Below are 13237 nucleotides of genomic sequence, written 5' to 3'. Positions count from 1 at the left end.
GGTGGGGATCAGATGGCTCCGCCGTTGGCGTACAGCACCTGACCGTTGATCCATCGGGCCGGACCGGCCAGGAAGCTGATGATTTCGGCGACGTCGGTCGGCGTACCGAGGCGCTCCATCGGCGGCTCCGCGGTGATCCGGGCGACGACTTCCTCGCTCTTGCCCTGGAAGAACAGTTCGGTGGCGACGGGTCCCGGCGCGACGACGTTCACGGTGACGTCGCGGCCCCGCAGTTCGCGGGCCAGGATCAGCGTGATCGCCTCCATGCCGCCCTTGGTGGCGGCGTAGGCCGAGTAGCCGGGCCGGGCGAATTTCGCGATCGAGCTGGAGATGTTGATGATGGCACCGCCGGGACGAACCCGGCGAACGGCCTGCTGGTCGACGATGAAGGTGCCGCGAAGGTTGATCCGCAGGACCCGGTCCAGCATCTCCAGGTCGAATTCGGCCAGCGGACTGGTGGGCATGATGCCGGCCGCGTGCACGACCACGTCCACCCCACCGAACTCCCGCTCGGTGGTGTCGAACAGCGCCGCGACCGCGTCCTCGTTCGAGACGTCGCCCTGTACGGCGATCGCCGTGCCGCCGGCACTGGTGATCATGTCGACCGTGGCGTTCGCCTCGGCGGTGTTTCCGGCGTAGTTCACGACGATCGCGTATCCGTCCGCCGCGAGCCGGATGGAGAAGGCGCGACCCATTCCGCGAGAGCCGCCGGTGACGATCGCCACACGCTGCGAGGTAGCCATGATGTTCTCCTTCTTTGGCTCCGTCCGTTCACTGGATGAAAGCTTGACCCCGTCGCAGCATCAAATCCAACGAATCATCTTGATGATCAACATCAGCATTGATGATGGCTGGGCAACGCAGCTCCAGGGCGGAACTGCGATGCTTTCAACTGGTACAGGTGGCTATATCGTTCGATACCCGAGGGGATAGAGGAGCAATGACCACCGTTGAAATCACCCGTTTCCGCGTGTCCGCGGCACGCGCGGACGCCCTGCTGGCCGCGCGGCCGGCGATGCTGCGCGACTTCCAGGCCGACCGCACCGGCTTCCTCGGCGCGCGACTGATCCGGCTGAACGACGACGAATGGCTGGACATCGTCGACTGGCGCTCGCCCGAAGACTTCGCCGAGTCCCGGCGCCGGGGCGGCAACCGGCCCGGCATCCAGGCGTTCTTCGAGCTGATCGACGAAGTGGTCAGCGCCGAGGAAGGCACCGCCACCGAACCGGAAGGCGCGTGACGCGCGCGGCCCGGACGAATGGAACGACGGGTAGTGGATTGGGGTGTGACAGGGGCGGCCGTGCCGGACAGGTAGGGGGCATGGACGACGAAGGAACACACACATGAGCGACGCTAGCGTCGACGGCTCCCGGGAGGAGCACTTCCGTGCTCTGCACCGCGACAACTATGCCGGGCTGTTGCGCTTCGTCGAGCGGAGGGTACCGGCCAGTGAGGCCGAGGACATCGTGTCGATGGTCTTCCTGACGGCCTGGCGGCGCTTCGAGGAACTGCCCGAGGACACTCGGCCGTGGCTGTTCGCGGTGGCCCGGAAGACCATGGCGAATCAGGCCCGCGGCTGGTTACGACGCCGAGCGTTGGACGTACGGCTGGGGTCGTCGGAGGCCCGCGAGTTGTCGGACGACTCGGCGAGTACGGCGGCACGCGTCGACCTGGAGCGCGCCTGGGCCGGCCTGAGACCGGCGGACCGTGAAGTTCTCGCGCTGATCGCGTTCGACGGTCTCACCGCCGAGCAGGCGGCCGCGGTGCTGGGCTGCCGGAGGTCGACCTTCGCGATGCGACTCGGCCGGGCACGGCAACGCCTGCGGTCGGCCCTGGAACCGGCCGACCCGGCCACCCGCTCGTCTTTCCGCCCTCAGACTCTCAAGGAGCAGCAGTCATGGACGCAAGCATGAAGGAACTGGAGCAACTGGCTGTTCTCGACCCGGCGCGGGAGCGTGTGCCCACCGACATGGAGTGGGCGCGCTCGCGGGCGTTCGTCGAGCGGGTGATGGCCGGCGAGGTCAGCAGCCGGCCCGCCCACCGGCCCGTGGGCCGCTGGCTGGGGGTGGGCGCCGCCGCGGTGGCGGCGGGCGTCGTCGCGGCGGCGGTCGTACCCGCGCTGCTGCCGGGGGCGGCGGACAAGGCGGTCGCGTCCTGGACGGCCGCGCCCAGCTCCCTCACCGGCGAGCAGGTGCTACCGCAGGCGCAGGCGTGCGCCCGCAATGACGTCGGGGGCAGCGCATCGGCGGTTCGTCCGGCGGATGTGCTCCTCGCCGAGAAGCGCGGCGACGCGACACTGCTCATCATGCGCAAGAGCGGTGGCAACACCCTCGAATGCCTGAGCGTGGGAGACGACCAGTTCGCCTCGATGGGGTTGACCGGTGACCGACCCCTGCCGGCCCCACCCGCCGGTACGGTCAGCCTGGAGACGATGAGCTCCACCGGCAGCGGCGACAGTATGTGGTCGAACATCGTCGGCCTCGTGGGCCCGGGAGTCACCGGGGTGGATGTGCGGCTGGACGACGGCAGGGTCTTCCAGACGAGTGTGAAGGCCGGCTGGTGGGCGGCCTGGTGGCCGGGGCCGGAAGGCGGCGAGGTCGACCACCTCACGGTGCTCGTGCACACCTCCGCCGGGACGACCAGCTACCGTCCTTCCGAACTGCCGTAATACGGAACGGCCGCGGCGACCCGCACGGGTCGCCGCGGCCGGCGGCGGATCGGTAAGCGGCAGCGGATCAGTACCGGCGGCGGCATGACCGCCCAGCCAAGGCGGAGGGGAACAGCATGGGCATCCGGATGAACGGCGTCGTCATCGACGCCAACGATCTCGACCTGCTGGCCACGTTCTGGAGCGGACTGCTCGGACTGGAAGTCAGCCGCCGGGAGAGCGACTGGATCAGTCTCGGCCCTCACCTCGCCCTCCAGTTGGTTCCGGAGCAGAAGACGGTGAAGAACCGGATCCACCTCGATCTGGTTGCCGACGACTTCGCCGCGGCGGTCGAACGCGCCCGCGAACTCGGCGCGGCCCCGGTCGACGAGTTGCGAGAGGACCTCTGGCAGGTCTGGCGGGACCCGGAAGGCAACGAGTTCTGCCTCTGTCTGTCCTGATTGGACTTTCCCCGGCGGTGACGCCTGACCCGGCCGTGGATCCAGAGGTCGGCTGTCCAGGTTCGCGCTACTGGGGGTCGGTCGCCCGGGTCCCGGTGAGCCGGATCCCGCTGAGAGTGGTCTGGACGAGCCGATGGACCGCCGCCGGGTCGTGCAGGCTGGTCGCGGCCGTCAGGGCGTACAGGCAGTAGACCGTGAGCTCGTCAGCGGGGACGTCCTGGCGGATGGCCCCGGTCGCCGCGATGTCGGTGATCAGTTCCCGAATGAACTCCCGCAGGCGTTGGTGGGCAGCGGCGACGTGCTCGCCGCGGTGGAGTGTGTCGGAGACGTCGCTGTCGTGCGTGCGCCACTCGAAGAGCGCCTGGGCGTAGGCGGTCAGGACGGCCTCCAGGCGCGGGAGCCCGACGGCGCTCCGGTCGCGCACCCGGTGCAGTTCCTGCAGGTGACGGTCGATCTGACGGTCGTGCCAGGCGGTCAGGATCGACTCGACATCGGGGAAGTATTTGTAGAGCGTCGCGCGCCCGATGCCGGTGTCCTTGGCGATCTGCGACATGGTCACGCCGGTCAGGCCGTGCTTGGCGACCAGGGCGGCGGTGGCGTTGATGGTGGCCTCCCGGACCGCGTCGCGGTGCGCCTCGATCGTCTCGTTCCAGATCCTCGGCATGTCGCCCATCGTACTCAGTGACGTTGACTTAGACATGTGCCTTGACAGCGACAACATGTATTGAAAAACTGGCGACACGCCGGCGGCGTCACCGCCCGGCTCACCGCCCGTACGAGGCTCTGGGAAGGAACCAAGCCGTGTTCTCCGCCGAAGCGCGCATCCGTACCGATCGGGCCGGCCGCTACCTCACCCAGTTGTGCGGCCACACAGCTCGCGTCAGCGACCTGCCGCACGACCACCGGCGAGACGAGGGCACAGCGATGGCGATCCCGCGCCGCGCCGAGTGCTCCGGCACCGATGGAGTCATCGAATTCGACCGTGGACGCTGTGCCCTGCGTGCCACCGGCGAGGAACTCGTCCTGCTGGCCGAAGCCGATGACCAGCGACACCTGCGGCTGATGCAGGACGCCATCGCCGCACGCGTACAACGCATCGGTCGGCGCGACCAGCTGAGCCTCACCTGGCGGCCGGAACCCGTCGCGCCCGGCCGGCCGGGCGCAGGCATCCAGGCGATCATCGGGCAGTTGATGACCCCGGCCGGGCGCGACGATCCCTTCCCGCTCTACGCCGTACTGCACGAAGTGGGACCGGTGTCAGCCCTCTCCAACGACTCGTTCGTCATCTGCGGGTACGCGGCCGTGAACCAGGTCCTGCGGGATCCGGGATTCGGGCTGGCGGTCGACCCGGTGTCGCCCGGCTCCGGGAGCGACACCGTGCGCCTGATGAACCAGTCCATCCTGCGCGCCAACCCGCCCGACCACGGACGCATGCGTTCGCTCATCTCGAAGGTGTTCACCCCGCGTCGGGTCGCGGAGCTACGACCGGCGATCGAAGCGGCGGTCGACGACCTCCTCGCCCAGTTCTCCGAGGCTACGCGAGGCGGGACAACCGATTTCATGGATCGCATCGCCTTCCCGCTCCCGGTCACCGTGATCTGCGAACTGCTCGGCGTCCCTCCCGTTGACCGCCAACGCTTCCGCCCGCTGGCCGCCGACCTGACCGGCGCGCTGGAACTGTCCGGCGACACATCTCCCGCTGTCGAGGCGGCGGCACGCGAACTGGCCGGATACTTCGCTCCCCTGATCCGTCACCGCCAGACAGAGCCGGGCGACGACCTGATCAGCGCCCTCGTCGCCGCCAGGGACGCCGGCGATGGTCGGCTGTCGGACGAGGAGCTGCTGGCCAACCTGATCCTGCTGCTCGTCGCCGGTTTCGAGACGACCACCAACCTGCTCGGCAACGGCCTGGCGATACTGCTCGACCGCCCTGGCCTGACCGCCGCGCTGCGCGCCGGGCACGTCCCGATCGCCGGGTTCATCGAGGAGATCCTGCGCTACGACTCGCCGGTTCAGGCGGTCACCCGCCGGGCCCACCGCGACGGCCTCACCATCGAAAGCGTCCCCGTACCCGAGGGCAGCGACCTGATCCTGCTGATCGGCGCCGCCAATCGCGATCCCGCCCGCTACCACGACCCCGACCGCTTCGACCCCACCCGCACCGACATCCGGCCACTCAGCTTCGGCGCCGGCGCCCACATCTGCATCGGCAACAACCTGGCCCGACTCGAAGCGGCCGTGGCCTTCCCGAAACTGCTGAACCGATTCCCGGACCTGTCGGCCGCGTCCGATCGAACCGCCCTCCGTCGTGACCGGCTCGTGCTGCGCGGATACCAGACCCTGCCGGTCCAGGCCGCTCCGCGCGAACCTCGCTGATGCGAGCCGCCGGCCGGGGTTGGGATGTCGTCGAGACCGTCCCGTCGGCCGACGATGCCAGCCGAGCCGAGGTGCACCCGGCGGTCGCTACCGTGGCGGCGGCGGCCTCCGGCCCCGCCGGCTCCGCGCGACCAGCGCCACGATGACCGCCAGGACGATCACGATCAGTAAGCAGCAGCCTATTCCTCCCCCGCCGTAGCCCCACCGGTAATAGGCGCCCATACCTCGAAATTACCGCGTGTGTGCACCGGGCGACCCGGTTTCGGGGTGCTCATCGACTCCACTCGCCGCGATCCCGCAGAGTACGTACGGCGACCCGATCGGTCAGGCATCCGGACGGGCGCCGCGGGTCGCGCCCACCGATGCGGCCACCACGCACAGCACCGCGATCCACTGCACCCAACGCAGCGATTCCCGGAGCACGATGAGGCCGATGAGTGCCGCCATCGCTGGTTCGAGGCTCATCAGGATGCTGAACACGCGCGGTGGCATCTTGCGTAGTGCCTCCAGATCCAGCGAGTACGGGATCACCGACGACAGCAGCGCCACGCCGAGCCCCGCCGTCAGCACCCACGGCCGAATCAGCGCCGTGCCACTCTCGGCCACGCCGAACGGCACAGCCACCAGTGCCCCGACGGCCATCCCCAGAGCCAGCCCCTCGCCCTCCGTGGTCTGGCGGCCCAGCGCCGCGCCGACCAGGATGTACAGGCCCCAGCATGCTCCCGCGGCGATGGCGAACAGAAGACCGACAAGGTTGAGGGCGCCGCCTCCCTCCGTCAGCAGGACCACGCCGCCCGCCGCGAGCACGGCCCAGCAGGCGTCGAGCCACCGCCTGGACCCGGCCAGGGCCACCGCAAGCGGCCCGAGGAAGTCTATGGTGACCGCGATCCCCAGCGGGATCCGGGCCAACGCCAGGTAGAAACACAGGTTCATCAGGCCGAGAACCACGCCGTAGCCGAGCACGACTGTCCACGTGCGACGATTCGAGCGCGGCGACGGCCGCCACAACAGCATCAGCACCGCCGCCGCGAAGAACAGCCGCAACGCGACCGTCCCGAAGCTGCCCACCGCGCCGAACAGGTGCTTGGCCAACGCCGAGCCCAGCTGAACGCTGACGATGTCGAGCAGCACCAGGGCCGGTGGTGGGATCGCGCCGAAGGTACGTCCGGCCAGTGCGGTCAGGGACGTCACCGGCCGATCCAACCATAGTTCGCGATGCGATCACGACCCGCCGGCAAGCTCCGGGGCGACCCGACCGTCCACAAGGAACCGTTCGAACGACCCGCTGGGCTCGCTGCCGTCCTTGGTCATGATGATCTCGCCGGAGTACTGCGCGAGATACACCCGGCGCAGCCGGTCGGTGAGGTTGGGCCCGCTGCGGTGCAGTACCACGCTGGAGAACACGACGATCGAGCCGGCCGGCGCGGTCATCGGAATGCCGGGATCCGACCCGAAGTAAGCCACCCGGTCGTTCCGGACGGGATCCGGGATGTGCTTGACGTACGAACGGATACCGGAACGCGAGTACGGCAGAAGGTAGACCGCGCCGTTTTCCTCGGTCACCTCGTCCAACGCGATCCAACACGTGAGATATGGCTCGTGGTCCTCGTGCACGTAGCCGGAGTCCTGGTGCCAGGCGAAGCTCGTGTCCGGATCCGCGGCCTTGATGACGTACTGCTCCCAGAACAGGTAGGCGTCCGCACCCAACGTCGCCCGGCAGATCTCGGCCATCGTGTCGCCGAACAGGAACTCCCGCAACTCCGGACGATCCTTGTAAATCATGGTCGAGAAGTACCGCTTACCCCGCGCGTTGATGCCGATCCGGTCGACCCCGGCCTCGTCGAAGGCTGCGTCGAGCTTGTCGATCGAATACCGCGCGCCGCCGCGGAGCAGTTCGAGCTGCTCGTCGGTCAGCACCCGTTCCAGCACGAAGTATCCCTCGTCGCGATACTGCTCGCGCATCTCATCGGTCACCAGAACCATGCCACGTCCAATCCGTCGAGGGCGGTCGACCCCAACGCTAGGAGCACGCATCCGCGCCGGGAATGGTCGAATCCAGACGAGGACATGTACGTTCTGGCGGTGGCCGCCCGGAATACCTCCGCATCTCCCCGCACCACGGTCCATCACGGGCACATCGAGACGCGAGCCCGGATCACCGTCTCCGACGCGCCACTCACCCGCCTGGGTCAACTCGTCCTCGCCGGTGAGGTCGTCGACGACGAGCCGCTGATGCCGACCGGACTGCGGGTCATGCCGGAGTACGTCCTGTCCATCGTGCTCGACGGGCAGGGGCGCTACCGCGACGCCAACCGTCGCGACGAGCCACTCACACCCGGCGCCCACACCCTCGTCGGTCCGGGCCATCCACACTGGTACGGCACCACGCCCGGCGAGCGCTGGACCGAGCTCTTCGTGGTCTTCACCGGCCCCCTGTTCGACACCCTCGCGGAGACGGGGGTGCTCGCCGGAGCGGGCCCGCGCTACCCCCGCCCGATCCCCTCGATCGACGCTCTCCGCATCGTGCTGCGGGCCACGCCACACTCCCGACAAGCCGCCGAGCACCAGTTGCTCGCACTGGCCGACTGGCTGCTCGATGTCACGGACGCCGGACAGTCCTCACCGCGGTCGCGAGCGCTCGACCCCGCGATCGCGAGAGCGGCCGACCGGCTCGCCGACAATCTCGCCGCCCCCATGGACATGCGGCAGACCGCCGCCGACTCCGGTCTGTCGTACGACACGTTCCGGCGCCGGTTCACCGACCAGATCGGACAGTCGCCACTGGCCTACCGCAACGCGCGCCGGCTGCAGACGGCCGCCACCCTGCTACGGCTGACCGACATGACGCTGCGGGAAATCGCCCGCACGCTGGGCTTCACCGACGAGTTTCACCTGTCGCGGAGGTTCCGGGCACACTTCGGAATGCCGCCGCGGGAGTACCGCCGGTCGTAACGGCCCCTGGTTGTGTGACTGGGCTTGTGCGACTGGATGCTCCCCGCAACAGCTGTGTGACGTCCGCCGCTCGCGGTAAGGCATCCTAGGAACCTGGGTCTGTTGCCCAGGCCGCCGCGTGAGGCCACGGAGGGCGACGCATCGGGCTGCGGGCGGTCGACGCGTCCTGGCGGACCCTGCAGGCGTGCACGGTCGACGCGATGGACGCGGGGTGCGCGGCGGCCAGACCGGGCGCCGCGCGTGTGGCGCGGCCAGACCGGGCGCCGCGTGCGTGGACGCCCGGTCCGGTGGTCGCCGACGGCGGTCGTCAGCCGCGCTGGCCCACCTCGTTGACGATGGCCTGGCGGATCACCGCGTCTCCGCCCGCACCCGTGCCCGAATCGAGCAGGCTGTAATCCTTCGGATCGAAGATCAGTAGGCCGTTCTTCCCGGCTTCCGACCACGCCACGCCGACGCCCGTCCGACCCGCGCCATCGGTCACGTTCGGGATCAGCCGCAGGCCCGGGATCCGGGCGGCCGCCTCGAACAGCGCCTCGCGTGCCGGGGGCCGCACGTACTGCTCCTGGAGCAACGTCAGCACGGCCTTGCCCGTAGCGTTCGGGTCACCCGGCTCGCCGCCGTGCTGATAGAGGTACGCCATCATCGCGTCTGGATCGGTGGGCAGGTCCGGCTGGTACGCCGGGGACGGCGTGCACGGCTCGGTCTTGCCCGGAACGAACTCGTCGCCCTTGACCGCGGCGGCGCGACCGTCCCGACAACCCGCGACGGGAGTCGTCACGCCTGTCGAACCCTGAATCAGCCCGTCACGGGTGCCGTCGACGGACCACCACGCCTCGCGGAACCCGCCGGGACCGCCGGTTTTGGTATAGACGAACTGGTCGGGGCGCGGCACCACATCGGGCAGCCCCGCCTGCTTCGCCGCGGCCCGCTGCAGCACCAGGATCGCCTCGGTGGCGCTACCGCTCCGGGCTGGCTGGTCGCCGCCGCCCTTGCCGGGTACCAGCAACAGCATCGCCGCCGCCACCACCGCGAGCGTCCCGACCGCCGCGGCGAACACCGCCCACAGCCGCCGCCGCGCGGTTCCCAGCCACCCGGCCCACACCCCGGCAGGGCGGGTACGGCGCGTCGGGTGAGCCCGCACGCCGGCGGGATCGGCGCGCGTGGCCTCCAGCAGCAGGCTCCGCTGTGCCGCCAGTTCTTCGAGCGTCCGCAGTGGACGGTCTCGTTCCACCTCGCGAAGCAGTCGCAGGTCATCCATCGTGTACCGTCTCCTCTCCGGCCATGGTCGGATCGCTGTCGCCGAGCGCGCTGCGCACCTGCCGGCGGGCCCGGTGCAACCGGGACCGCACGGTGCCCACCGGGATGGACAGCGCCGTCGCCACTTGCTCGTAGGACAGTTCCTCCCAAGCGATCAGCAGCAGCACGTCCCGGTCACCGGGCGCCAGCCGGGCCAGCGCGCCGGCCAGGGCGCGCCGGGTGGCCTGGGCCACCACCCCGGCGACGACCCGGTCGGCGTGCCCGTCGTCGACAGGCGCCGCCGGCATGGCCATCCGCAGTCGGTGCTCCCGGAACGCGCTCCGGTGCCACTGCCCGACCAGGTTGGTGGCGATGCCGTACAGCCAGGGCCGTGCGTCGCGCCGTGAGGTGTCGTACCGGTGCCGGCGCCGGAACGCGGCCAGGAACGTCTCCCCGAGCGCGTCGTCGGCGGCGTCGTCGCCCAGCCGGCGGGCCAGGTACCGGTGGATGTGCGGGGCGTGCCGGTCGAAGATGGCGGCAAACCGTTCCGGTTCCCCGATCGAGGCGGCGATCACCGCGGCGTCGTCCAGCTCGCTTCCGGTGGCGCAGTGCGGCGTCACCCGGCATCCCGCGCACGCGCGTACGTACGAATCATTGACCCTCCCAAGCGAATGTCACCCGTTATCCGTCAACGGGCCGGAAGGGGTTCACGGCTCCGCCGGGATGCGACAGTTCCCGGCGGAGTCCCACTCATCCAGTGGCGACATCCATCGACGGGTCGGGTCGCCGGCGGGGCAGCGCCGCGACGGCGAGGCCGGTCAGCGCGGCGACGCAACCGACCAGGAAGAACAGAGCCAGCGCCGGCTGGCCCAGCCACTCCCACAGCGGATGCCACTTGTAGTGCGGCTCGGTGAGCTGATGGCGCAGCAGCGACCATGAGGAGAACGGGATCGGCAGCCACCACAGGAACAGGGAAATTCCGAGCAGCAGCGCGGTGAGCACGCGCAGCGCGGGGTGCCGGCCGTCGGTGCGGCGGCTCGCCCAGCCGAACACGAACCAGGCGATCACCGCGCCCACCGCACCACCGGCGACGCTCGCCGGGTAGACCGGCCACGGGGTCGCCCGTTCGATGCTGATGCTCACCGGCGGGGTGATCATGCCGCCGTACTCGATGTAGATCGTGATGACGTCGTCGCCGCGCCTGGCGGTGAGATAGGTCTCCGACTCGGTGGGGCCTCCGCAGTCATCGGATCCGCAGGTGTCCAGGACCTGGGTGTACGGCCTGCCCACATCCCAGCCGGTGGCGTGCAGCCGTCGCACGGCGTCCTCGGCGAATCGGTGTAGGTCAACGTCCGACGCCCCGCCCATCGAGCCGGTCGTGGAGCCGAATGTGTACTCGCCGCCGTCGGGGAAGATCAGCTCGCCGAGGTCCTGCCGGCTGAGCGGCTGCCCGTACATGACGAACGTCGCCGGGCTGCGCTGCACGTCGGATACTTTGCGGCCGGGGGCGACGGTGGCGAAGACGGCCGACGCCCGCGCCACGCTCGGCAGCGGGCGCGCGGTTTCCCACGCCAGGCGCGAGGCCATCGCCGCCGAAAACAGCGCCCACACGATGGCGGTCAGCACGGCCCACACCACGACGCTGCGGCTGGCCGGCCGCCCCAACCGGGCGCGCAGGCCGTGCCGGATAAGGTCGAACGCCTCCCGCACCGTCGGACGGGTGCGCCCGGGCGGGGCGAGGTCGGCCAGGGTGTCCACGATCTCCTTGCCCCGCTCCCGCCGGTACGCGCGGGGATAGCTCAGCAGCAGCAGCCGGTACCGCTTCTCCAGCCGTGACACCGAACCGGACATGGGTCTCCCTCGAATCTGGCGGTGCGGGATGAGACAGCGCGGATCAGGCAGTGCGGGATCAGGCAGTGCGCGGGCGGACGGCGCGCAGCCGGGCCTCGGCGACGGTGGCGAGCTGGCGCAGCCGCGCGGCCTCCGCGTCGAGGACCTTCAGCCCGTTGTCGGTCAGCCGGTAGTAACGGCGCAGCCGCCCCTCAGCCACCTCGTCCCGGTCGCGCTCCACCAGCCCCTGGGCGGCCAACCGGTCGAGTGCCGTGTAGAGCGTGCCCGGCAGCAGCGCCACCCGGCTCGCGGAAAGGGTGTCGACCTCCTGGATGATCCCGTAACCGTGGCGAGGCTGGTCGGCCAGCGCGGTCAGGATCAGGAAGGTCGGCTCTCGCATCTCGGCCACGCGATCAATATATATCGACGGTCAATATATGTACAGCGCGGACCCGGACCGACCGCGCCGGACGAGGAGGACCGGCGTCGTGCGGTCACCACGGGTCTGTCCACTGGGGACGTAGCGTCCGGGTCAGTGCCTCGAGGTAGAAGTAGTCGCCCCAGAGGTTGCCCTCGTCGACGCCGATGCCCTTCGGCTTGTCGTAGACCCCGTGCAGGATCAGCGGTTGGGGCTCCGGGCGCCCGGCGGTGGTGTAGCCGTGGACGAGCGAATCGAGGATGCTGCCGGCGGCGGCGCGGTACCCGCCGGCGCGCGGGCCGGCGGGCAGGGCTCTGGCCAGCTCCAGCAGGCCGCTGGCCGCGATCGCCGCGGCCGAGCTGTCACGCTCCTCCGCGCTGCCGCGTTCCTCCGCACTGCCGCGTTCCTCCGAGCCGCCGCGTTCCTCCGAGCCGCCGTCGGAGAAGACCAGGTCCCAGTAGGGGATGCGGTCGGCGGGAAGCCGTGTCAGGAACTGGTCGGCACAGCGGCAGGCGGCATCGAGGAACGACCGGTCGCCGGTGTACCGGTGGTTGAGAGTGAACCCGTAGACGCCCCACGCCTGTCCGCGTGCCCAGCACGAGTCGTCCCCGCTGCCCTGCTCGGTCCCGCCGCGCAGCGGGGCTCCGCTGGCGGGATCCCAGTAGAAGGTGTGGAACGTGGTGCCGTCGCTGCGGACCATGTGCTCGCGCACCTGGGTGGCGTGCCGGCGCGCGCGGGCGGCGTAGCGGGAGTCCCCGGTGACCTGGCTCGCCCAAAACAGCAGCGGAGTGTTCATGAGGCTGTCGATGATGGTGCGGCCCCTCTGCCGGGGGTCGCCGAGGTCTCCCCAGGCTTGAATGATGCCCGCCGGCTCCAGGACTCGGGTGAGCAGGTGGTCGGCGGCGGCCAGGGCGGCGCGCCGGGCGGTCCCGTCGCCGGTGTGTTGCCATCCGGTGACGCAGGACAGCGTGTACAGGAACCCGAGGTCGTGCGTGTCGATGTCGAGGCGGCGGTCGATCCGGTCGGCGAAGGCGCGCACGTGTGAGTACGCGGACCGCAGGTACCGTTCGTCTCCGGTGAGGTCGAAGGCGAGCCAGAGCATGCCCGGCCAGAAGCCGGTGGTCCAGCCGACGTTGGCGCCCTCGGGGAGACCGTCGGGTGCCGAGCGCAGCGGGTACCGTCCGTGGACGGTCGTGTCGCCGGGGTACCGGTCGCCGAAGGCAGTCAGATTGGCGTCGACTGTGCGCAGCGCGGTGGTCATGGCGTGTTCCACCGCCTCGGCGTCCGGACTGCGGCGGACGTCGATCGCCGTCATCT

General features: G+C 70.1%; 15 protein-coding genes. 6 read left to right on the top strand and 9 right to left on the bottom strand.

All coding sequences use genetic code 11. From position 1 onward, the window contains the following. Positions 1-8: 8 nt before the first annotated feature. Entirely contained in the window at positions 9-743 is a 735-nt protein-coding gene (locus Raf01_RS15770; RefSeq protein ID WP_203918628.1) for an SDR family oxidoreductase, read from the bottom strand. Between the two features lie 197 nt (positions 744-940). On the opposite strand from Raf01_RS15770, the gene Raf01_RS15765 reads away from it, so the two are divergent. From Raf01_RS15765 to Raf01_RS15750, 4 genes are all read left to right on the top strand, one after another. Then, positions 941-1240: an antibiotic biosynthesis monooxygenase gene (locus Raf01_RS15765; RefSeq protein ID WP_203918627.1), complete on the top strand. Its 300-nt coding sequence runs from the start codon at positions 941-943 to the stop codon at positions 1238-1240. 103 nt (positions 1241-1343) lie between these two features. Continuing rightward, the gene (locus Raf01_RS15760; protein WP_203918626.1) at positions 1344-1913 is read left to right on the top strand and encodes an RNA polymerase sigma factor; all 570 of its coding nucleotides are present in this window, start codon (positions 1344-1346) and stop codon (positions 1911-1913) included. Then, entirely contained in the window at positions 1898-2668 is a 771-nt protein-coding gene (locus Raf01_RS15755) for a hypothetical protein (protein ID WP_203918625.1), read from the top strand. Before Raf01_RS15760 ends, Raf01_RS15755 begins: the two co-directional genes overlap by 16 nt. A 116-nt stretch (positions 2669-2784) precedes the next feature. Continuing rightward, positions 2785-3108: a VOC family protein gene (locus Raf01_RS15750; RefSeq protein WP_203918624.1), complete on the top strand. Its 324-nt coding sequence runs from the start codon at positions 2785-2787 to the stop codon at positions 3106-3108. Positions 3109-3175: 67 nt separating this feature from the next. On the opposite strand, the gene Raf01_RS15745 is transcribed toward Raf01_RS15750, so the two are convergent. Further along, positions 3176-3772, bottom strand: coding sequence for a TetR/AcrR family transcriptional regulator (locus Raf01_RS15745; protein WP_203918623.1), 597 nt, complete (start codon positions 3770-3772; stop codon positions 3176-3178). Between the two features lie 41 nt (positions 3773-3813). On the opposite strand from Raf01_RS15745, the gene Raf01_RS15740 reads away from it, so the two are divergent. Next, the gene (locus tag Raf01_RS15740; RefSeq protein WP_203918622.1) at positions 3814-5484 is read left to right on the top strand and encodes a cytochrome P450; all 1671 of its coding nucleotides are present in this window, start codon (positions 3814-3816) and stop codon (positions 5482-5484) included. 324 nt (positions 5485-5808) lie between these two features. On the opposite strand, the gene Raf01_RS15735 is transcribed toward Raf01_RS15740, so the two are convergent. Further along, positions 5809-6675 carry an EamA family transporter gene (locus Raf01_RS15735; protein ID WP_239133640.1) on the bottom strand — a complete coding sequence of 289 codons (867 nt, stop codon included), beginning with the start codon at positions 6673-6675 and terminating at the stop codon, positions 5809-5811. 30 nt (positions 6676-6705) lie between these two features. Beyond that, the gene (locus Raf01_RS15730; RefSeq protein ID WP_203918621.1) at positions 6706-7467 is read right to left on the bottom strand and encodes a phytanoyl-CoA dioxygenase family protein; all 762 of its coding nucleotides are present in this window, start codon (positions 7465-7467) and stop codon (positions 6706-6708) included. A gap of 99 nt (positions 7468-7566) precedes the next feature. Here Raf01_RS15730 and Raf01_RS15725 point away from each other — a divergent pair, with 99 nt between their 5' ends. Next, entirely contained in the window at positions 7567-8436 is an 870-nt protein-coding gene (locus Raf01_RS15725) for an AraC family transcriptional regulator (RefSeq protein ID WP_203918620.1), read from the top strand. Positions 8437-8743: 307 nt separating this feature from the next. Here the strand turns inward: Raf01_RS15725 and Raf01_RS15720 are convergent, their stop codons facing one another. The 5 genes from Raf01_RS15720 to Raf01_RS15700 all read right to left on the bottom strand — a co-directional run bounded on the left by Raf01_RS15720 (position 8744) and on the right by Raf01_RS15700 (position 13235). Continuing rightward, positions 8744-9694: a CU044_5270 family protein gene (locus Raf01_RS15720; protein WP_203918619.1), complete on the bottom strand. Its 951-nt coding sequence runs from the start codon at positions 9692-9694 to the stop codon at positions 8744-8746. Next, a complete protein-coding gene (locus tag Raf01_RS15715) occupies positions 9687-10292 on the bottom strand; it encodes an RNA polymerase sigma factor (RefSeq protein ID WP_203918618.1) in 606 nt (201 codons plus the stop codon). The genes Raf01_RS15720 and Raf01_RS15715 overlap by 8 nt, the downstream gene beginning before the upstream one ends. Before the next feature lie 130 nt (positions 10293-10422). Continuing rightward, entirely contained in the window at positions 10423-11523 is a 1101-nt protein-coding gene (locus tag Raf01_RS15710) for a hypothetical protein (RefSeq protein WP_203918617.1), read from the bottom strand. Positions 11524-11581: 58 nt separating this feature from the next. Then, positions 11582-11902 carry a PadR family transcriptional regulator gene (locus Raf01_RS15705; RefSeq protein ID WP_203918752.1) on the bottom strand — a complete coding sequence of 107 codons (321 nt, stop codon included), beginning with the start codon at positions 11900-11902 and terminating at the stop codon, positions 11582-11584. A gap of 94 nt (positions 11903-11996) precedes the next feature. After that, complete coding sequence (locus Raf01_RS15700) at positions 11997-13235, bottom strand: glycoside hydrolase family 88 protein (RefSeq protein WP_203918616.1); 1239 nt, start codon at positions 13233-13235, stop codon at positions 11997-11999. Positions 13236-13237: the final 2 nt, after the last annotated feature.

It is taken from the genome of Rugosimonospora africana, assembly GCF_016862975.1.
Lineage (GTDB): Bacteria > Actinomycetota > Actinomycetes > Mycobacteriales > Micromonosporaceae > Rugosimonospora > Rugosimonospora africana.
Note: the sequence above shows the minus strand (reverse complement) of the source record. Positions and strands in the feature narration are given on the sequence as shown.